Source organism: Acinetobacter piscicola (assembly GCF_015218165.1).
Taxonomy (GTDB): domain Bacteria; phylum Pseudomonadota; class Gammaproteobacteria; order Pseudomonadales; family Moraxellaceae; genus Acinetobacter; species Acinetobacter piscicola_A.
Map to the genome: position 1 here is coordinate 1,551,879 of NZ_CP048659.1, position 16,396 is coordinate 1,568,274.

The following is a 16,396-nucleotide window of genomic DNA, read 5'->3' on the forward strand; positions in this document are numbered from 1 at the left end:
TCCCTCAGTGGTGCATTGCTTGTTGTGGTGAGTTTTGATTTTGTTGGGTTTGTTTTGTTGGCCAACCCATTTGATCTGCTCGAGCACGACAGGCATTATTAATATGTGTTTCATATTTTGTGCCTTTAAATGTCTTAGCAGCGGTGAGCAAAACACTCTTATCTTCAGTCTTTTGAATTGCAGCTAAGGCAGAGTTATAGATCTGTTGCTGTGTTCGAGTATCCTTGGGTTTTAGTGGGGTAGTTTGTTGTTGAACAGGCTGTTGCATGTTCTGGTTTTGTTGCTGATTAGATTGTTGTGAGCCTTGATTTTGCTCGTACATAGTTGCTTGTTTTTGTTCTTCTGGTAGATCCTCACCAGCGTAGATATAAAGCCCTAAACCGTGTACAGCAATACCTTTAACAAGACAACGCATCATTGCCTTGTTAATATCAACAGCATTAGGGTTAGCAATTGCCTTATTGCTATAGTTCATTACAGGTAAAAACATATACATTGTTTTCCCGTAAACAGTGATATCACAATGAACCATCATTGAACCATCAGGGTAAATAACTGGCTCACGAAAAACCCAATTTGCCTGAGGATCTAGGCGCATTAATTGGTCAACAGCCCAAGCCCACGATAAATAAGACAAGCCATTTTTCTTTTCAATATGTCCAGAAACATTAATAGCTGCGAGCTTTGAGAAATTATTCACGTTTTCAGACGAGTTTTGGTTGTTAGGATTAGTCATTAGTAATTACCTCCTAAGCCACGACGTGCACGTTTCCATTGTTTATATTCAGGAGATGAAAAGTGGCCAAGATTATTCAGTACTTCGTAATAATCAGAATTGGCTTTTGCAGTAGCCGCCTTTGTGAGCATTTTATTTAGCTTTTCTGAAACCTGATTGTCTTGGATCTGATAAAGTGAATTTGGGTATTCACGATATAAATCATAAGTTTGTAAGAAGCCATTTAAAGCAAAATTTTTTTGAGCTTTGGGTTTTAAGACATAGAAAGTAGGTTCTTCAATACCCACACGGTAGCGAGCACCCAAATCGGTTTCACTGTCAAATTGACAAAAGAAAACAGGTTTTTTAAACAATGAGTTTTCCATCAGATCGCCTCCACCAAATGATTTTTCTCAATAAAACCCACGAGCACGTTATTAAAGTTGCGGTGGTCGATCTGGTCGGTGAAGTCGCGATATGGATTGCCTTTTTCATCAAAGACTTTGATTTCGCCGAGTTCTTTAATTTCTACAGCTGTGAAGTCATAACCTGGTACGCCGTTGCTGTCTTTATGTGCTTCATAGCTAAAAGGGAACTTCACAGTAAAGTCATCAAGTTGAATCACCGCATAGCCTGTGCTCATTGATGTGATTTCAACGGTTTGCACAGCATAAGTCGAAGGGATGTATTCAGATGCTAAAGGCGGTTTGTATTCAGTTGCCTTAGGCTCATGAATGAAAGCAGCTACACCAGTTGTGATTAGAGCACTGAGCGCGAATACTTGGAAAAAGCGCTTTGGCTGTACACTGTGTGTAACAGTGGGGTTGATGGAATTTGGTTTTGCATTCATAATCTATCTCGCTTATTTGAGTTGCCCTGAAATCCGCCAAGACCGCAGGGCATTTAATTAATTAATCAAGTTGACTTAGATCAACGCCTGAGATTTCCAAGAATTTTTCATTGTTAAAATTCGGCAGTGCTCGAATCAAATCACGATCTTCTTTTGATGCTTCTGTTACGGATTTTGTAAAAGCTTCTTTGTAGTCGTATTTTTTCAAATAACCACCAGTACATGAAAAACTAGGATTTTCTTGTTTTTCCACATCCGACATTTCAGATTCATTAATCCATTGAGTTAAAGAAAAATATAAACAACCTGGTTTATTTACCTCATCCCACACCGACTTCATGCACGGTTTGTCAAAGACATTAATAATTTCAACTTCTTCTGTATTGAAAAAACCATTGCTGAAATTCGTAGTGTTCCAGTCGCCAGTGTTCCAGTCGCCAGTGTTCCAGTCGCCAGTGTTGCGGTTGCCAGTGTTCCAGTCGCCAGTGTTCCAGTTGCCAGTGTTGTGGTTGCCAGTGTTCCAGTCGCCAGTGTTCCAGTCGCCAGTGTTCCAGTCGCCAGTGTTGCGGTAGCCAGTGTTCCAGTCGCCAGTGTTCCAGTTGCCAGTGTTGTGGTTGCCAGTGTTCCAGTCGCCAGTGTTCCAGTCGCCATCAGTAGGCTTAACATCTGACACGCCTAAGCTAATAGACACTGGTTTTTCTTGAGCTTCAGTCACTTTTCCAGCTTCCTGATTACCCAAAACATAATTTTCCATTGCTTTGGCTTTTTCGATGTTGCCCTCTGCAATGTGTAGTGCTTGTAGACGTAAACTTTGAAGTTCCATTTTTATCTCGGAGAGTGGTTGGTGTGATAAGCATACTTAACAAGTAAAATAAAGTAAAGTTCAATTAACAATTAAATTGTAAAGTGTATTTAATTTTATGCTATAAAAGACAAAAGAAAACCCATCACAAGGATGGGTTAGATGGAGTTTATTAAGATGAAGATTGTTCAGAATCGCAAAGAGTGGCGTTACAACACCGTTATGCAACTGATTGAGGCTCGTAAATTAATAGTGGATGAAGCAGTTGCAGAAGCAAAAGAATTAGAAAAATATGTTTTTCAGGATGATTTTATTGTTGAAATCGATAATGAAAAGCAAAAGCATGCTCTCGAAGGTTTAATCAAGAGCATGGCTTAAATTAATCAAAAACAGTCATACCGCCAGTCATTGGCGGATTATTTTTGCACGACTTTTTAAACTCAGATTCAATATCTTCCATGGCTTGTTGATAGGTTTCAACCCAAAGTTCAGCACTTTGGATGTCAGAATAGACACTGTCTTTATTCTTCATTCTAGCTTTGGTTAGCTCAAGTGCTAGGGCTTCTATAATTTCAGGTTTCATATTTTCTCCGATATTTATGGATGTTTTGAGAACAATGTTGGTGCAGAGTCTCAACTTCATGATATCAGGGAAAGTATGGATTTTTAAAAAGAAAACCCACACTGGGTGGGTTATGGAGTTTATTAAAATGACTAGAACTGAATTTAGGGCGGATATTTATAAAATCTACGTTGCATCAGGTATGCAAGATCATGTACTAATTCAAGAGTATGTAAAAATTGCCGAAGCATTTACTTTTGATCAAAAAGATTTTCAACCAAGTGATCAGAAAGCTCTAATGGAGAAGGTCTCTAATGGTAATACTTAGTCTGATTTTGTAACGATTTTTAGGCACTCATTATAAATCTGCTCCCAGTAGCTAATATCACCAGATTGAATATTTTCTCTCATGTACTGTGAGCCTTTGCATGCAAGACGAGTTTTGATAATTTTATCTGCCATCTCAAGGGCTAGGTGCTTTTCTTCAATTGTTGGCATGTATTTTCTCCACCCGATCAGTAAGCTGCGTCGGGTTCGCAGTTTTAATTATCTGTTTCCTTAGGAAGCATTGGTTGTCCTAACTTTCCTTCTTCACAAAGTTGAACAATCTGCTCATTAGTTAAGACAGGTATGAAATACGTTTCTCCAATATCCTTTGACAAGATTTTTACTTCTTCTGCTGTAAGGACGATCGCCTCATTATTTGCTGCTGCATCATTAATTCGAGTAATAATTTGATTGATTGGTAGTGTTGAGTTGTCCACGTTTTTCTCCAATACTTAACGAAAGTTAATTAAAAAACTTATTTCTCAGAATACTTCTCTAAAAAATCATCGACCCAACCCTGCGCCACTTCAAGGTTAGTAATATCAGCTAGTTTTAGACTGGTACCTTCAGCTTCGTTAAAGCCTTCAACAATAGCCTCAAAGATATTTGCCTCATTAATAACCTCACGCGCCATTTCAGCAGCATCGTAGCTTTGCTTGGCTTTTTTAAGTGAAGCTATTTGCTTGTTAATCCCTTCATCAATTTTCGCCAATGCCAACTTAAACTCTTGACGATTAATAGTTAACGCGGTTTTAGATTTATTGAGTGTTGCAATCATGGTGTTCTCATTTATTTGAAGTTTTTAGTTAAGTTCGTCAAAACTGACGAGCTATATCTCACCATCATATGTGTGGGAAACATACTTCCCAATAATACTTATATGCTCAAGTTGATCCGGTTCAACAATTTCACGCTGATATTGCGGGTTATCACTATCGATAATTAAGGCGCCATCAAATCGGCGAGAAAGTCTTTTAATTTTCAATTCATTACCGTAACGAATAGCATAGACTTTTCCAGATTGAATTTGATCAAGCGTATTAACCGACTTATCAAGCATAACAACACTGCCACTTTTAATGTTTGGTTCCATGCTGTCACCATCAGTATCAACAGTTATTAAGTTTTTTGGGGATACTTTTTTCTTGTGAACCCAGCTTAATAAATGCGCAGACCCCATATCTCTTTGAATTGGCTCATAAGCTGCTAAATAGCCGTTACCTGCTGAAAATTTCACTTCAACATGAGGAATAATTACATAAATATTCGGATCCAAATCATCTGGCGACTCCCACGCAACAACAGGTATACCTTCATTCTGCTGAGCATTCTTAGAAGAATTATGAACATCCTCTAACATTAATGAGCTTAAGCCATTTAACCACCTGTGATTTACACCCAGAAACTTAGCTGCTTTCTCAGCATTATCCTGCTCGAGAGTCTGGACATTCTTATCAATCCATTCAGAAACAGCTGGTCTGCTTACGCCACAATAATCTGCTAGATGGGCTTTAACGAATCTTTTGCCGCTTGATTCCTCATAGTGCTTTATAGCTAAAGCAAATCTTTCCTGAAGGGTGCTCATAATAACTCTACCTTACAAAGTAAAGCTAGCTTAACTTTATTATAATTAAGTGTGCTTGATAATTTAAATAAAGTATGGTTAACTTTGCTTAACATTTTAATTGTTTGGATTTCGGGATGGAAGTTATCATTAAAACTGCAGATGCCATTGCTGCATATGCGGACGCAGCGAACCTTGCTCGCTGTCTGGGTGTATCTAGAGCTGCAATTAGCCAATGGGGAGAATATGTTCCTGAAATTTCGGCTCGAGGTCTTTTGATTCTTAAACCAGATATTCCTCATGTTGTAAACAAACCTGTTTCTTAAAATTTGATGATTGAAGTATCAATTTTTGTTCGTAAAAAATATATGTGAAAGAAAACAAGGATTTCACAATGCAAGAAATTTCACTTAGTCGGGAAGCGCAAACGGCTATTTTTAAAATGATTAACCAAACGCAAGGGATTTCACCAAAAGAAATTGCTCAGGTTACTGGTGACTCACACAACACAATCTGTAATTACGGAAATGTGGGTATGCCTAATCATTTACCGAGTTTAAAGAAACTCGAAGCAATCATGATGTACACACGAAATCCTGAAATTTTAAAAGTGTGGGCACATCAATTGGGTTACGCCTTGGTTCCTGTGGACTGTGATTCAAATAAGCACCATGAGTTGTCAGTTTTTGAAGCAATGATGCAGCACAACATAAAGTCAGGCAAAGCCAATAAAGCAGTTTACGAGGCTTATGAAGATGGCGTTGTGACACCACAAGAATACGAGACTATTCATCAACTCACACAAACATTAATTGAGTTAGCAACAGCTGTTGATCTGGCAGCACTTAAGCAAATGAAGAAATACACATCATGTGTAGACAATGAAAAAGCCTGATCTTGGGAATCAGGCTTTTAGCAATTCAAATACTTGCGGAGATGAATATGAAAACAAATTTAGCACATGAGCCACCTAAGCTGCAAGCGACTTATCGGGAGCGAATGATTGATCAAAAAATCAAGCTTCTTGAAAGTGCCCTTAAAGCGAATATGGAAAATCCAAATTTAGACAATGCTGTTGGTGTTGCCAAAGCACGTTATGACCTTTTTGATTTTTTAAGAGGTGGGGCATGAATACTGCAATGAAAATTGAACCTGTCGATAATATTGACGTTCACCCAAATACAGTCAAGAGGATCGAGCGGCAAGCTATGGCAAAAAAAGAGGATGGTTATACACCTTTGCCGAATTTCGTTTGTGATGAGGGTTATTTAGCTGTGTTAAGTGGTGAAGCTATTAAATGCTTGATATTTCTTAATCGTCATATCAAGGGATTTCACAAAGAAAACAGTGCTTTTAGTGAGGCATTTATTCTGAAATTAACTGGCTTTAAAGATAAGCGTACTGTTCGCAAGGGCATGTCAGATTTAGCTAAATATAATCTTGTAAAAATCACAAAAGATTTGGGTAAATCTACCACTTACCAAGTAACTTTTGAGTCTAGGTTATCAATTGAACTAGTAACATTAAATGATACTAGTGCATCAAAAGCGGTTACATCAAATGTACCTACACTAGTAACATTAAATGATACTGGAACTAGTAGCATCAAATGTCACTCTGTTAAAGAAATAGTAAAAGAAAATATTAAAGAAAGGGGTGCGCAAGAAAATTCAGTCGATGAAGTTTTGGAAATTTGGAAACCAAACTTACAAGATCTCAATTCTTGGCTACAACGTTCAGGATTACCAAAAATCAATCAAGCCCAAGTGGAAGAAATTTTACTTGAAGTAAATCCTTGTTACGAAGATCGTATTCGAGATGGTTTGTTGAACAACACTCAGATGTATTCAAACTTTGTGAAGTGGATTAAGCGTGACACCAAACTCACTGAGAAACTTTTTGAACAGGCTGCTAAATCTCAACCTGTAATCCCTCAAAACTTCACTGAAGACATGGGGGACTGGTAATGTCACATATTCACAATATCCCGATGGAACAGGCTGTTTTAACTGCATTGATGACTGTTGCTGAATCATTTGAAACTGTTGCGAATGATATTGATGTGGATTGTTTCTTTCCTGAACGTCACAAGCAAATTTTCAACGCAATTCAAGAATTGGCACATGAAAACAAGCCATATGATTTGGTGATGGTTGAGCAGCAACTTAACCAAAAAAATGTAATCCATTTGATCGGTGGCTCTGAATACCTATTTCAAATGACCAGCGAAGCGCCTTCAAGTTTTTACAATCTTGAAACCTATGTTGCTGAACTTAGTAAATTTAAGGCACATCGTGAGGTTGAGAAGATCGGGCATAGTATTTCAGAGATTGCCAAAGATTTAACAATCTCTGATGTGCATATTGCAGCAGAGACCATTCTTGATGGATCAACAGCAAGTGAAAAAGCTGAGAAATCAAGTTTTACTTTTGAGGAAGCTTTGATTTTGTCGGGTAAGCAACTGATCGAAAAAGCAGAAGCAAAGGCAAGCAAAACATTCTCAGGTGTGCAGTTCAATTTGAAATCTGTTGATGATTTGGTGGGTACGATTCAGAAAGGTCATTTTTGTGTCATTGGTGGCAGACCAGGATCAGGTAAATCTACTTTGGCTCAAATGCTGACGATCCAAACAGCGTTGCGCTATCAAGAATCGGTCTTAGTGGTATCGGCTGAGATGGACGTTGAGACGTTCACAAATCGCTGTATTTCGGCTTTAACCAGTATTCCGTACGACAACATCCATAACGCTGAACTTTACGATGGAATGCTTAAGGATTTCGCAGAAGCACAACATAAATTTAGCAAGTTGAAAATTCATATTGAAGATAAGCAAAAGCCAACGATTGCGGAAATTCATTCTTATGCACGTAAAGCGAGACGTAAATACAAAAAGCTTGGTTGCATCGTAATTGATTACTTACAGCTTGTTCGTGATCCAAGCAAGAAAGATCGCTATCAAGAAGTCAGCTCAATCAGTCGTGATTTAAAAGCATTGGCAAAAGAATTTAATTGCCCAGTGATTGCTTTGGCTCAATTGAATCGTGAATCAGAAAAAGGCAAACGCCCAAAGGCTTCTGACCTAAAAGAATCAGGGCAGATTGAACAAGACGCAGATCAGATCATTTTGGCTCACCCAATCAACGGTGAAGATGAGCTGCCAACTGGTGTGACTGAAATTATTGTGGCTAAAAATCGACATGGCAAGCGTGGCGTAGCGAGAGTTAGGGACCGCTTAGACATTTGCCGTTTTGTGTCAATTGTTGAAGGTGGAATGCAAGGAGACGCAGCGTGAAAAATATTGAACGAATCGTTTGTTGGTTTAGTTGTGGTGCTGCATCTGCTGTTGCAACAAAAATCATGCTTCAACAAGCATCGAAGATTTTTCCAAATGTTCCCGCTGTCATTGCGAATAGTCCGATTCAAGAAGAGCACTCAGACAATAAGCGTTTCTTTGGTGAGTGTCAGCAGTGGTTTGATCAAGAGATTATCAAAATCTTTAATCCGAAATATCCAGAAGGTCAAAACTCAATTTTTGAAGTATTTAAAAAAGGATATTTAAAAGGTGTGAATGGTGCGCCATGCACGACTCAACTGAAACGCATCCCTCGCGGCTCATTTCAAAAAGAGGGTGACTTGCATGTTTTTGGGTACGACTTGGATGAAATTGATCGAGCGCAAGATTTTGAAGAAAGAAACCCATCTTTGAATGTGTATTTCCCGTTAATTGAATCTGATTTAACAAAAGCTGATTGCTTAGCGATGCTTCAAGACGCAGGTATTCGCATTCCAAAAATGTATGAGCTTGGGTACATGAATAATAACTGCATTGGCTGTGTGAAAGGGGGGGCAGGATATTGGAACAAGATTCGTAAAGATTTTCCTGAGACTTTTGAGCGCATGGCAATCGTTGAGCGTGAAATTGGGCATTCAATTTTAAAGAATGAAAACGGTCCTATTTTTCTTGATGAGTTGAATCCAAAAATGGGGCGATACAAAGACGAACCAGATATTGACTGTTCTTTCAGTTGTCAGATTGCGAAAGAAGATAACGACTGGAAAGTATTGAAGTTTAAGGAAGAAGCATGAAACAACTCCTAATTTTAATCGCAGTTTGCGCCCTAGTTTGGGTTAGTGGTCAGTGTGAGAACGTTATGCATGGGGGTGGGGTGTGAGTGAGGCTAAAACTTTTTTTGATAATCAGTTGTATTTGCTTTTGTTTGCTTGTCATGCGACTGAGCCATTTTCAGTCAAAGATGTGCAAGAAGCAGTGTTTGATTTTCATCGTGCAACGGTTCACAAGATGCTTCAAAACTTTGAAAAATGGAACTACTTGGAGCGTGTAACTAAAACACATTACAGGGCAACACAGTACGCAAAAGACATCATGAATGTGAACAAGGATGAGGTGGCGCTATGACAACTATAAACAACCTTATTGATCGGGTTGGTGGCATTGATACGGCAAAATCAATGCTTAAAAGAGCTAAAGCAAAGAATCTAACAAAGATTAGCTATCAAATCATGGTTGGTAATGTGCAGTGCACCACTGGTGTATTTGTTGACGATCTCCGCACCGCCATTGCTCAGTATGACTGCATTGATACATGCAGTGATATTGCTAATCACATCTCGCCACTAACTAAGGTGACTGAAAGATGAATGAATTAAATTATGAAGGGAAAATATTTAAGACTAATAACTATGGGTCTTTGATTGTTACCAAGTATATCAATGGCTCCAAGGTACACATTAAGTTCATTGATACAGGCTATGAAACAGTTGCTGATATGGGGCAGATTAAAAAAGGCAATGTTAAAGATAGATTGGTGGCAACTGTGTGGGGTGTGGGTGTTTTGGGCGATGAGCCTGCTTGCGTTAATGGCAAGACACCAAAGGAATATATGCTATGGGGGTCAATGCTGCAACGTTGTTATGACGATAAATATCACAGTAAGCATCCTACTTACAAAGATTGCTATGTATCTGAAAAATTCAAATATTACCCATATTTTAAAGACTGGTGCTCTGAACAAATTGGCTTCAATCAAACTGGGTGGGATCTGGATAAGGACATACTTGTGAGGGGTAATAAATCTTACAGTGAAGACACTTGTGTATTTGTCCCACAGGAGATCAATAAACTTCTTAATAGGCAAGATAAAAACCAAGATAAATATCCACTTGGGGTTTATTACGACAGTCGTGAGAATAATTTTCAGTCGAAAATTCATAATGGAAAAAAGCCCGTCAGACTTGGTAGATTTAGCACGGCAGAAGAAGCTTTCCAGGCTTATAAGCAAGCCAAAGAGGCTCAAATCAAAGCCGTAGCCAATAAATGGAAAGATCAAATTGACACAAGAGCCTATGAGGCTTTGATGGCTTATCAAGTTGAATCACAGGTTGACCCTAGAAACATTAGCCCAAATACGAAGGTGATCAACCATGGATAAATTAACAATGGCGCATGAAATGGCTTTAAAGATAGCGGAAAGCGGTGTGAGTGTTGATATTTGCGCTGGTCTTGGGTGGCGTTATGCAGACGCAATGCAAGCTGAAGCGGATAAGCGTCAAGGCGGTGTACCTGAGGCGATTTTAAAAGCATCGAATTCGAGCCAATTAGAATGGCAACCTGATTGGGATAAGATTCCTGATGGTTTTGATTGGTGGGCTATGGATAAGAAAGGTAAGGCACATTGCTTTGATAGAGAGCCAGTGATTGATTCGCCAGAATGGGTGGTGGTTGGATCCAATGGTAATTATCAATCATCATTAACTTTCAACTATCAAGACGACTGGCGCGATTCATTAAGAAAACGCCCTGAAATGGAGGTGGAGCGGAATGGATAAACCAAAAACATATAACGAGTGGTTGTCGTCACTTCAGGGTTTTGATGCTATGCGTCATGCAAATTGCTGCCGAATTTCTTATGAAGCAGGGCAGAAATCAAGACAGGCTGAGATTGATCGGCTTGAAGAATGGAATTCAAATCAAGCTCAAAGCATTAAAACTTATCAAAGCGAAGATAAGGATCTAAAAGCTTTGCTTCAAAAATTGATTGATGATGAGTACACAACCATGCGCCCAAGTATGGCTTATGAAATTCAAAAAGCCCTGCGAGGTAAGCATGATTAAGCGTATCCCTTGCGAAGCTGATCTACTCAGCACTGATCTTGAAATTTATGGTAATGCAATAACTCGTTGCCAAAATGCTGCACAGGATTGTCCTGAGGCAGGATATTGCAAATATGGTGAATGCTTTAACCAACTCTCTTATGTTGAATCGGTTGAGCGTTTAGAGGTTATTGAAAAAGAGCTTGAGCATTACAAGAGTAAATGGTCAAAGCTGAATAGTCAGCATTTGCATTTAATCTCATGCTTAAAGCTTGCTGTGAGTGATGCTGTAAAGAATAACAACTCAGAATATGCGTTTGCATATCGTTCATGTTTGACAATGTTGGAGCGAGTGATTTGAGCAGCATATCAACCGCTGAATACAAAGCCAAGTATGCAAAACCACGCCGTAGCAAGCGCCGCATGACAGTGAAAAAAGAACGAGTAGTCAGTGAGGGTGAGGCTACGCTCGCACAGCATTTAAAGTCGTACAACATCGAGTTTCAGGCAGAGTTTCAATTTAATCCTGAACGCAAGTGGAGGGCGGATTTTTATATTGTGGGTAGCAATGTTTTGATCGAGGTTGAAGGTGGGATTTGGAGTAGTGGGAGGCACACAAGAGGGAAAGGCTACATAGCAGATATGGAGAAATACAACTCAGCTACAGCGTTGGGTTATTCAGTGTATCGGTATAGCACTGAGCAGGTGAAAAGCGGTAAGGCGATTGATGAGATTAGACGGTTGGTGGAGTGATGGGTATGAATGCAGCGGTTACGATTATGCAAGCAACGGATTGGAAGAAGTATAGTTTCGAAGAATGGTGTCGTCAGCTTGGTGCTTGGATCAATGGTGATAATGAAACGATGGTGCGAGTTGTAAAGACTATGCCAACAAAACGTATTACGCAGCAGCAGCGTGAAAAGCTACTCGCCATGTATATGAATGATGTAGAGCTAAAGGATCGTTTATGTGTACGCCGTAAGGGTACGTGTTGCGAGTTAGATAGTAATGAGGCGCGTGCGATTCAACGTTTGTTTTTAGATATTCAATCTATTAATGATGAGATTTTGCAAGATTGGCTATCATCTATTTGGTCACATCATGTCTTAGGTAATTCATTACGTGAAATTGCTGTAAGTTCTGACACTACTGTTAATCAAATTCGGCAAGACATAAAGTGCGGTAAGGCATTTATTAGAAGTCGATTCAGCCATTTTAAATTTGAAGATTTTAAAGAAACTTCTTGAGTGTGCGCACGAGATATGGCATATTTCTGTTATAGTGGACGAAGTTTTAAGCAAACCACTGAAGTTTTAGAGCCTCGCATTTGCGGGGTTTTGTTTTGAGTATAAAATTATATGAAAAAAATAATCTTTCTTTTAATGCTTATTCCTTCATTTGCTCATGCAGATTATTGTGAAAAAATTGCTCAACTACATGTACTTACGGGATTTTGGAAAATTGATGGCGTGTCAAAAGAAATAGCGCTAAAAAGAGTAAAAGGTTTAGAAGTTTTATATACGGATATAAAGACGGATAAAAACCTAACGAAAGAGTTCACTGAAATAGTGGAAGATACATATAATGATGATTATTATAAAAGTAATGAACAGGATATTTCACAATATACGTCTAATATGACTTATGAATATGCAGTTTTATTAGCGACTTGTTTGGTTGATAATCCTGAATAAACTTGTAGAAACATAGTTTTAAGGCGCTTAGGCGTCTTTTTTACGCCTATATTTTAAAAGGTGCATGTGCTATTCATGTGTGAATAATTGAGGATTGACTCATGAAAAAGTTAGCTTCGGCAACATGGATTTGTGACGCTGTGTAATCTAATTACATAGCTATAAGCGCAAAGGGTGTGATGCGAAACTAGTCGTATAAATCGGTTTGAATCCAATGTGATTTCGTCACACATTGAGTTAGCCTCAGAGCCTTAAATTGTGGGTGACTCCCCGACCAAAAGAGACTGAAAGACACAAAGCGTATCAATAGCTAACTTTGAGAAGCAGTAGTGTTGAGTAGCGGTAGATCAGTTGCCGAGCTGATCAGTATCGAAATTAAAGGCAGGATGTGGCAGATTGCCATGTCCTTTTTAATACGCCATTAGCTCAGTGGATAGAGCATCCGCCTTCTAAGTGGATGGTCACAGGTTCGAATCCTGTATGGCGTGCCATATTTTTACTCAACATAAATAAGATAAGTAGTTTTGGATAATGTAATAGTTTTGAATAGTGTATTTTTTTATAAAAAACATATACTTGTAACTACATTCTGGCTTGAATAATGTTTGTGAATAGCTTATCGTTTAATCTAATTTTTAATTAGGATTAAGATATGGGATTTCAAACTGAAGTAAAAATGAATCCACCACTAGGAAAGCAGCCTGCGCACTTGATAAGTTATTTTGCAGATAATGTTGCTTTTACGACTTATGTGAAATCTAGTCAAATTACCAATAGGGATGGTGCTATAGACAAGGATGAGGTTACTCAAATCCTTTTAGATAAACACCCAATTGGAACTGAAATACTTTTTTATAGTGTTTCAGATATTGGATTACAAGATGTGCTTTAGTTAAATATATCAACCCTCTTTGGAGGGTTTCTTTTTGCCCACATCAAGGTGACATCATGTACGGGTGATGTAGCACGACAGTATTTAACATCCAAGCAGGCTGTAGGGCTTGACAATTCATTACAGTTAGGCATTGACAGGAATGGTCATAGTGCATATAGTTGTGAATAAGCCTAATATCAAATGATCAATTGGGCTTTTTTATCACTATTATTTGGAGGTATTTATGGCTATGTTCATGAATTATATTAATAAAGATAAAGCTATTGCATCAAATACTTGTGCTTTCGAGGGTTGGGATGGGTAACACCCTAACTTCACAGAATACCAAAAGCAGAATAACGTTTTTTTTAGCGTTATCTGCTTTTTTAATATCTATGTTCTTAATCTCGGATGATGTTTTATCTTACTTAGATTTGGGTGGGTGGAAAATTAGTGATTGGCTAGTTTTTTCGCAACTAATAGTGTTTGCCATTTCGGCTTATATAGCATACACAACAATCCATTCTTCAAAAGAAACATCAAGAGAAAGAGCTACTTTAGATACTATTTTGGATGATAATAAAGATGAGACTATTTTTCATTCAAAGATGGTTGTTCTTAGGTTTAATGAGAATCCTAAACAATATTATGCTTTATTGAGCGATAGTGAGAGTACTAGAGAGCATCTAGCTTCACTCCTGAGTGTTAAGGAAAGTGCCTTAACTAAAAATGAAGCAGAAGTTAGGATGCACTTGTTGAAAGTACTAAATCGTTATGAATTTTATGCTATTGGCATAAATAAAAATCTTTTAGACGAGGAAATGTTTAAAAGAATGTATTGCTCAACAATGCTTAAATTTTGGGGTATTTGCAATGGAGCTGTTTCTGAATTAAGAGAGGCTGCGAAAAAGGATACTTTATTTAAAGAATTCGAGTGTTTAGCTAATCGCTGGAAAGCAAATCCTCTTAAATCAGAAGATATCAAGTAAACCACCTTCGGGTGGTTTATTTTATGGGGTAAAAGTATGGAGACTTCCGAATACACCGCACTTACCAAGAAGCAACCATTAAAGCCTAAATCCAAAACTCGCCCATTACCCAAAGCAACACAAAAATATTTAGAAGCTGAAGAAACCCTATTCCAAGAACTAGAAGAAAATAACATTGGTTATCGAAGAAAATTTCAATTTGAGCCCACGAAAAATTGGCGATTTGATTTCTATATTGTGAAGCTCAATCTTCTTATTGAAATTGTGGGTAGCTCATGGTCAGTGGGCCGTGGTGGTAAGAAGATTGCAAACGCATTTAATAAATATGAACTCGCTGAAAACATGGGTTATACGATTGAACGATTTGAACCACATGCAGTTGAGTCAGGTTCTGTAATTCGTTGGATTAAAGGGAAATTGGAGAGATTTGAAGAAGAGGGAACTCATTTTCAGCAGCTTAAATAATCTACTTTGTTGACACTTGACAACACTAGCGTATAATAATAAGCATTCTCTAAGGATAAGACATGAAAAAACATCCAAATAAGCATATCCGAGAAGCGATTGAATATGCAGTTGAGAATGGATGGGATATTGTTGAAACGGGTAAATCAGGACATGCATTTTGTAGATTAAAATGCATATTGGGGCATACTGAACATCAAATGAGTGTTTGGAGTACGCCGAAAGATCCTGAAACGCATGCTAAACAAATCCTGCGTAAAGTGAAGCAATGTAATGGAGATGAACAATGAATACTTATCATTTTACCATTGTGGTACGTGATGCTCGTTCAGATCTTGCAGATTTAGAAGATCGCTTTTTTGAAGCAGGCTGTGATGACGCATTGCTATGTAGCTACAATGATACAGTTTATTTAGAATTTGATCGTGAAGCTGCTGATGCAGTAACAGCAATACGCTCAGCATTAAATGATATTCGTAAATTAGGCTATCAAGATTTAATTGTTGAAGAGCAAGGTTTTTCTACCTTATCGGAAATGGCAGAACGTGCGAGCTTAAGTCGCCAAGTATTATCACTGTATGCATTAAATAAGCGTGGGGATGGGAATTTCCCAAAACCAATGTATGGACTATCTTCAAAGTCAGCGATGTATTCATGGCCAGAAGTGGCAACTTGGTTATTTAATCAAGGGAAATTAGATAAAGCACATTATGAAGTGGCAAGTGCCTTGGTTTAAAAAGTGAAGTGATTGATTAAAACCCACATTGTATGTGGGTTTTTTATTGGGTGAAATATGCAACAAATCAGACCATTCCCACCAGCTGAATTGATTGATCAGGCTGAGGGAGAAGAAAGCATTCGTATAGCACCCGCTGTAGATCTAAAAGCTTGGGTTGTGGCAAATTTCCTGACTATTGGTGGTGCGTTACATAATCCTGACCATGACCACATTGCTGAGCTACTTCATGACAATGACGAGTTTCTAGCATTTGCTTGGGCATCATCTGCGGCTCAATCTAAAAAACGTATGGTGTTAGGTCAATGTGAAAAGGTGATGTTCAACGTTGGCGGTTGGAAGAAAGCACGACAAGAACAACAGATGCGGGATTGGTTTGGCTTTGTACCGACGTATTTAATTACGATCGATGCGAGTTATTGTGAAAACACCAATGACCGTAATTTTTGCGCGTTATTAGATCATGAGCTTTATCACATTGGTGTAGAACGCGATGAAGATGGTGAAATGCTGTATAGCGATATGACAGGTTTACCTAAACATTATTTGGCAGGTCATGATGTTGAAGAGTTCTTTGGCGTGGTCAAACGTTGGGGAGCGAATGAATCAGTTAAGCGTTTGGTCGAAATCACAAAGAATACGCCGTTTGTTCCTGATGTTGATATTTCTAAGTGTTGTGGGACGTGTGTGATTTGAGCCTAAGGGC

32 protein-coding genes and 1 tRNA gene are annotated in these 16,396 nt (G+C 38.4%); 24 read left to right on the forward strand and 9 right to left on the reverse strand.

All coding sequences use genetic code 11. The annotated features are described in order from the left end of the window. Positions 1–4 precede the first annotated feature (4 nt). The 4 genes from G0028_RS07480 to G0028_RS07495 all read right to left on the reverse strand — a co-directional run bounded on the left by G0028_RS07480 (position 5) and on the right by G0028_RS07495 (position 2,388). Positions 5–736, reverse strand: coding sequence for a DUF1071 domain-containing protein (locus tag G0028_RS07480; RefSeq protein WP_180045366.1), 732 nt, complete (start codon positions 734–736; stop codon positions 5–7). Next, complete coding sequence (locus tag G0028_RS07485) at positions 736–1,101, reverse strand: hypothetical protein (protein ID WP_180045367.1); 366 nt, start codon at positions 1,099–1,101, stop codon at positions 736–738. The genes G0028_RS07480 and G0028_RS07485 overlap by 1 nt, the downstream gene beginning before the upstream one ends. Beyond that, positions 1,101–1,565 carry a hypothetical protein gene (locus G0028_RS07490; RefSeq protein WP_180045368.1) on the reverse strand — a complete coding sequence of 155 codons (465 nt, stop codon included), beginning with the start codon at positions 1,563–1,565 and terminating at the stop codon, positions 1,101–1,103. Before G0028_RS07490 ends, G0028_RS07485 begins: the two co-directional genes overlap by 1 nt. A gap of 61 nt (positions 1,566–1,626) precedes the next feature. After that, positions 1,627–2,388, reverse strand: coding sequence for a pentapeptide repeat-containing protein (locus tag G0028_RS07495; RefSeq protein WP_180045369.1), 762 nt, complete (start codon positions 2,386–2,388; stop codon positions 1,627–1,629). A gap of 141 nt (positions 2,389–2,529) precedes the next feature. Here G0028_RS07495 and G0028_RS07500 point away from each other — a divergent pair, with 141 nt between their 5' ends. Then, positions 2,530–2,745, forward strand: coding sequence for a hypothetical protein (locus G0028_RS07500; RefSeq protein WP_180045370.1), 216 nt, complete (start codon positions 2,530–2,532; stop codon positions 2,743–2,745). Between the two features lies 1 nt (position 2,746). Here the strand turns inward: G0028_RS07500 and G0028_RS07505 are convergent, their stop codons facing one another. Further along, positions 2,747–2,950 (reverse strand): hypothetical protein, encoded by a 204-nt coding sequence (locus tag G0028_RS07505; RefSeq protein ID WP_180045371.1) that lies wholly within the window; start codon positions 2,948–2,950, stop codon positions 2,747–2,749. A 127-nt stretch (positions 2,951–3,077) separates the two neighbouring features. On the opposite strand from G0028_RS07505, the gene G0028_RS07510 reads away from it, so the two are divergent. Then, positions 3,078–3,257, forward strand: a complete 180-nt coding sequence (locus G0028_RS07510) for a hypothetical protein (protein WP_180045372.1) — start codon at positions 3,078–3,080, stop codon at positions 3,255–3,257. Here the strand turns inward: G0028_RS07510 and G0028_RS07515 are convergent. The 4 genes from G0028_RS07515 to G0028_RS07530 are packed head-to-tail and all read right to left on the reverse strand — an operon-like array spanning position 3,254 to position 4,841. Then, entirely contained in the window at positions 3,254–3,427 is a 174-nt protein-coding gene (locus tag G0028_RS07515) for a hypothetical protein (RefSeq protein WP_180045373.1), read from the reverse strand. The genes G0028_RS07510 and G0028_RS07515 overlap by 4 nt on opposite strands. A gap of 44 nt (positions 3,428–3,471) precedes the next feature. Further along, positions 3,472–3,693: a hypothetical protein gene (locus tag G0028_RS07520; RefSeq protein WP_180045374.1), complete on the reverse strand. Its 222-nt coding sequence runs from the start codon at positions 3,691–3,693 to the stop codon at positions 3,472–3,474. A 38-nt stretch (positions 3,694–3,731) separates the two neighbouring features. Beyond that, positions 3,732–4,034 (reverse strand): hypothetical protein, encoded by a 303-nt coding sequence (locus G0028_RS07525; protein ID WP_180045375.1) that lies wholly within the window; start codon positions 4,032–4,034, stop codon positions 3,732–3,734. A gap of 51 nt (positions 4,035–4,085) precedes the next feature. After that, positions 4,086–4,841 (reverse strand): S24 family peptidase, encoded by a 756-nt coding sequence (locus G0028_RS07530; protein WP_180045376.1) that lies wholly within the window; start codon positions 4,839–4,841, stop codon positions 4,086–4,088. A 116-nt stretch (positions 4,842–4,957) separates the two neighbouring features. Here G0028_RS07530 and G0028_RS07535 point away from each other — a divergent pair, with 116 nt between their 5' ends. From G0028_RS07535 to G0028_RS07640, 22 genes are all read left to right on the forward strand, one after another. After that, a complete protein-coding gene (locus tag G0028_RS07535; protein ID WP_180045377.1) occupies positions 4,958–5,146 on the forward strand; it encodes a Cro/CI family transcriptional regulator in 189 nt (62 codons plus the stop codon). 68 nt (positions 5,147–5,214) lie between these two features. Beyond that, positions 5,215–5,715: a phage regulatory CII family protein gene (locus G0028_RS07540; protein WP_130075340.1), complete on the forward strand. Its 501-nt coding sequence runs from the start codon at positions 5,215–5,217 to the stop codon at positions 5,713–5,715. Positions 5,716–5,762: 47 nt separating this feature from the next. Beyond that, positions 5,763–5,951 carry a hypothetical protein gene (locus tag G0028_RS07545; RefSeq protein ID WP_180045378.1) on the forward strand — a complete coding sequence of 63 codons (189 nt, stop codon included), beginning with the start codon at positions 5,763–5,765 and terminating at the stop codon, positions 5,949–5,951. After that, positions 5,948–6,787: a replication protein gene (locus tag G0028_RS07550; RefSeq protein ID WP_227554722.1), complete on the forward strand. Its 840-nt coding sequence runs from the start codon at positions 5,948–5,950 to the stop codon at positions 6,785–6,787. The genes G0028_RS07545 and G0028_RS07550 overlap by 4 nt, the downstream gene beginning before the upstream one ends. Next, a complete protein-coding gene (locus G0028_RS07555) occupies positions 6,787–8,112 on the forward strand; it encodes a replicative DNA helicase (protein WP_180045379.1) in 1,326 nt (441 codons plus the stop codon). Before G0028_RS07550 ends, G0028_RS07555 begins: the two co-directional genes overlap by 1 nt. After that, a complete protein-coding gene (locus G0028_RS07560) occupies positions 8,109–8,906 on the forward strand; it encodes a hypothetical protein (RefSeq protein WP_194088719.1) in 798 nt (265 codons plus the stop codon). Before G0028_RS07555 ends, G0028_RS07560 begins: the two co-directional genes overlap by 4 nt. Positions 8,907–8,988: 82 nt before the next feature. Further along, on the forward strand, positions 8,989–9,237 hold the full coding sequence (locus G0028_RS07565; protein WP_180048100.1) for a MarR family transcriptional regulator: 249 nt from the start codon (positions 8,989–8,991) through the stop codon (positions 9,235–9,237). Continuing rightward, entirely contained in the window at positions 9,234–9,479 is a 246-nt protein-coding gene (locus G0028_RS07570) for a hypothetical protein (protein WP_180048097.1), read from the forward strand. The genes G0028_RS07565 and G0028_RS07570 overlap by 4 nt, the downstream gene beginning before the upstream one ends. Further along, entirely contained in the window at positions 9,476–10,270 is a 795-nt protein-coding gene (locus tag G0028_RS07575) for an AP2 domain-containing protein (RefSeq protein WP_194088756.1), read from the forward strand. Before G0028_RS07570 ends, G0028_RS07575 begins: the two co-directional genes overlap by 4 nt. A gap of 19 nt (positions 10,271–10,289) precedes the next feature. After that, positions 10,290–10,667: a hypothetical protein gene (locus G0028_RS07580; protein WP_180048118.1), complete on the forward strand. Its 378-nt coding sequence runs from the start codon at positions 10,290–10,292 to the stop codon at positions 10,665–10,667. Further along, positions 10,660–10,953 carry a hypothetical protein gene (locus G0028_RS07585; RefSeq protein ID WP_180048116.1) on the forward strand — a complete coding sequence of 98 codons (294 nt, stop codon included), beginning with the start codon at positions 10,660–10,662 and terminating at the stop codon, positions 10,951–10,953. Before G0028_RS07580 ends, G0028_RS07585 begins: the two co-directional genes overlap by 8 nt. Next, positions 10,946–11,293, forward strand: a complete 348-nt coding sequence (locus G0028_RS07590; protein WP_194088757.1) for a hypothetical protein — start codon at positions 10,946–10,948, stop codon at positions 11,291–11,293. Before G0028_RS07585 ends, G0028_RS07590 begins: the two co-directional genes overlap by 8 nt. After that, positions 11,290–11,685 carry a hypothetical protein gene (locus G0028_RS07595; RefSeq protein WP_194088758.1) on the forward strand — a complete coding sequence of 132 codons (396 nt, stop codon included), beginning with the start codon at positions 11,290–11,292 and terminating at the stop codon, positions 11,683–11,685. The genes G0028_RS07590 and G0028_RS07595 overlap by 4 nt, the downstream gene beginning before the upstream one ends. A gap of 5 nt (positions 11,686–11,690) precedes the next feature. After that, positions 11,691–12,179: a hypothetical protein gene (locus G0028_RS07600; RefSeq protein WP_180047997.1), complete on the forward strand. Its 489-nt coding sequence runs from the start codon at positions 11,691–11,693 to the stop codon at positions 12,177–12,179. Between the two features lie 111 nt (positions 12,180–12,290). After that, positions 12,291–12,626, forward strand: a complete 336-nt coding sequence (locus G0028_RS07605; RefSeq protein WP_180047996.1) for a hypothetical protein — start codon at positions 12,291–12,293, stop codon at positions 12,624–12,626. 415 nt (positions 12,627–13,041) lie between these two features. Then, positions 13,042–13,117 (forward strand) — tRNA-Arg (locus G0028_RS07610). A gap of 161 nt (positions 13,118–13,278) precedes the next feature. After that, complete coding sequence (locus G0028_RS07615) at positions 13,279–13,518, forward strand: hypothetical protein (RefSeq protein ID WP_180047994.1); 240 nt, start codon at positions 13,279–13,281, stop codon at positions 13,516–13,518. A 299-nt stretch (positions 13,519–13,817) separates the two neighbouring features. After that, positions 13,818–14,489 (forward strand): DUF4760 domain-containing protein, encoded by a 672-nt coding sequence (locus G0028_RS07620; protein WP_180047992.1) that lies wholly within the window; start codon positions 13,818–13,820, stop codon positions 14,487–14,489. A 36-nt stretch (positions 14,490–14,525) separates the two neighbouring features. Further along, positions 14,526–14,954 (forward strand): hypothetical protein, encoded by a 429-nt coding sequence (locus G0028_RS07625; RefSeq protein ID WP_180047990.1) that lies wholly within the window; start codon positions 14,526–14,528, stop codon positions 14,952–14,954. A gap of 62 nt (positions 14,955–15,016) precedes the next feature. After that, positions 15,017–15,244, forward strand: a complete 228-nt coding sequence (locus G0028_RS07630) for a hypothetical protein (RefSeq protein ID WP_180047988.1) — start codon at positions 15,017–15,019, stop codon at positions 15,242–15,244. Further along, positions 15,241–15,690: an XRE family transcriptional regulator gene (locus G0028_RS07635; protein WP_180047987.1), complete on the forward strand. Its 450-nt coding sequence runs from the start codon at positions 15,241–15,243 to the stop codon at positions 15,688–15,690. The genes G0028_RS07630 and G0028_RS07635 overlap by 4 nt, the downstream gene beginning before the upstream one ends. Before the next feature lie 57 nt (positions 15,691–15,747). Next, the gene (locus G0028_RS07640) at positions 15,748–16,386 is read left to right on the forward strand and encodes a putative metallopeptidase (RefSeq protein ID WP_180047985.1); all 639 of its coding nucleotides are present in this window, start codon (positions 15,748–15,750) and stop codon (positions 16,384–16,386) included. Positions 16,387–16,396: the final 10 nt, after the last annotated feature.

Coding starts and splice junctions, on each gene's coding strand:
- G0028_RS07540 (WP_130075340.1), top strand. CDS start 5,215: ATGCAAGAAATTTCACTTAGTCGGGAAGCGCAAACGGCTATTTTTAAA.
- G0028_RS07515 (WP_180045373.1), bottom strand. CDS start 3,427: ATGCCAACAATTGAAGAAAAGCACCTAGCCCTTGAGATGGCAGATAAA.
- G0028_RS07555 (WP_180045379.1), top strand. CDS start 6,787: ATGTCACATATTCACAATATCCCGATGGAACAGGCTGTTTTAACTGCA.
- G0028_RS07505 (WP_180045371.1), bottom strand. CDS start 2,950: ATGAAACCTGAAATTATAGAAGCCCTAGCACTTGAGCTAACCAAAGCT.
- G0028_RS07620 (WP_180047992.1), top strand. CDS start 13,818: ATGGGTAACACCCTAACTTCACAGAATACCAAAAGCAGAATAACGTTT.
- G0028_RS07575 (WP_194088756.1), top strand. CDS start 9,476: ATGAATGAATTAAATTATGAAGGGAAAATATTTAAGACTAATAACTAT.
- G0028_RS07640 (WP_180047985.1), top strand. CDS start 15,748: ATGCAACAAATCAGACCATTCCCACCAGCTGAATTGATTGATCAGGCT.
- G0028_RS07550 (WP_227554722.1), top strand. CDS start 5,948: ATGAATACTGCAATGAAAATTGAACCTGTCGATAATATTGACGTTCAC.
- G0028_RS07545 (WP_180045378.1), top strand. CDS start 5,763: ATGAAAACAAATTTAGCACATGAGCCACCTAAGCTGCAAGCGACTTAT.
- G0028_RS07525 (WP_180045375.1), bottom strand. CDS start 4,034: ATGATTGCAACACTCAATAAATCTAAAACCGCGTTAACTATTAATCGT.
- G0028_RS07630 (WP_180047988.1), top strand. CDS start 15,017: ATGAAAAAACATCCAAATAAGCATATCCGAGAAGCGATTGAATATGCA.
- G0028_RS07605 (WP_180047996.1), top strand. CDS start 12,291: ATGAAAAAAATAATCTTTCTTTTAATGCTTATTCCTTCATTTGCTCAT.
- G0028_RS07485 (WP_180045367.1), bottom strand. CDS start 1,101: ATGGAAAACTCATTGTTTAAAAAACCTGTTTTCTTTTGTCAATTTGAC.
- G0028_RS07490 (WP_180045368.1), bottom strand. CDS start 1,565: ATGAATGCAAAACCAAATTCCATCAACCCCACTGTTACACACAGTGTA.
- G0028_RS07585 (WP_180048116.1), top strand. CDS start 10,660: ATGGATAAACCAAAAACATATAACGAGTGGTTGTCGTCACTTCAGGGT.
- G0028_RS07535 (WP_180045377.1), top strand. CDS start 4,958: ATGGAAGTTATCATTAAAACTGCAGATGCCATTGCTGCATATGCGGAC.
- G0028_RS07530 (WP_180045376.1), bottom strand. CDS start 4,841: ATGAGCACCCTTCAGGAAAGATTTGCTTTAGCTATAAAGCACTATGAG.
- G0028_RS07635 (WP_180047987.1), top strand. CDS start 15,241: ATGAATACTTATCATTTTACCATTGTGGTACGTGATGCTCGTTCAGAT.
- G0028_RS07590 (WP_194088757.1), top strand. CDS start 10,946: ATGATTAAGCGTATCCCTTGCGAAGCTGATCTACTCAGCACTGATCTT.
- G0028_RS07615 (WP_180047994.1), top strand. CDS start 13,279: ATGGGATTTCAAACTGAAGTAAAAATGAATCCACCACTAGGAAAGCAG.
- G0028_RS07580 (WP_180048118.1), top strand. CDS start 10,290: ATGGCTTTAAAGATAGCGGAAAGCGGTGTGAGTGTTGATATTTGCGCT.
- G0028_RS07570 (WP_180048097.1), top strand. CDS start 9,234: ATGACAACTATAAACAACCTTATTGATCGGGTTGGTGGCATTGATACG.
- G0028_RS07495 (WP_180045369.1), bottom strand. CDS start 2,388: ATGGAACTTCAAAGTTTACGTCTACAAGCACTACACATTGCAGAGGGC.
- G0028_RS07500 (WP_180045370.1), top strand. CDS start 2,530: ATGGAGTTTATTAAGATGAAGATTGTTCAGAATCGCAAAGAGTGGCGT.
- G0028_RS07480 (WP_180045366.1), bottom strand. CDS start 736: ATGACTAATCCTAACAACCAAAACTCGTCTGAAAACGTGAATAATTTC.
- G0028_RS07510 (WP_180045372.1), top strand. CDS start 3,078: ATGACTAGAACTGAATTTAGGGCGGATATTTATAAAATCTACGTTGCA.
- G0028_RS07625 (WP_180047990.1), top strand. CDS start 14,526: ATGGAGACTTCCGAATACACCGCACTTACCAAGAAGCAACCATTAAAG.
- G0028_RS07600 (WP_180047997.1), top strand. CDS start 11,691: ATGAATGCAGCGGTTACGATTATGCAAGCAACGGATTGGAAGAAGTAT.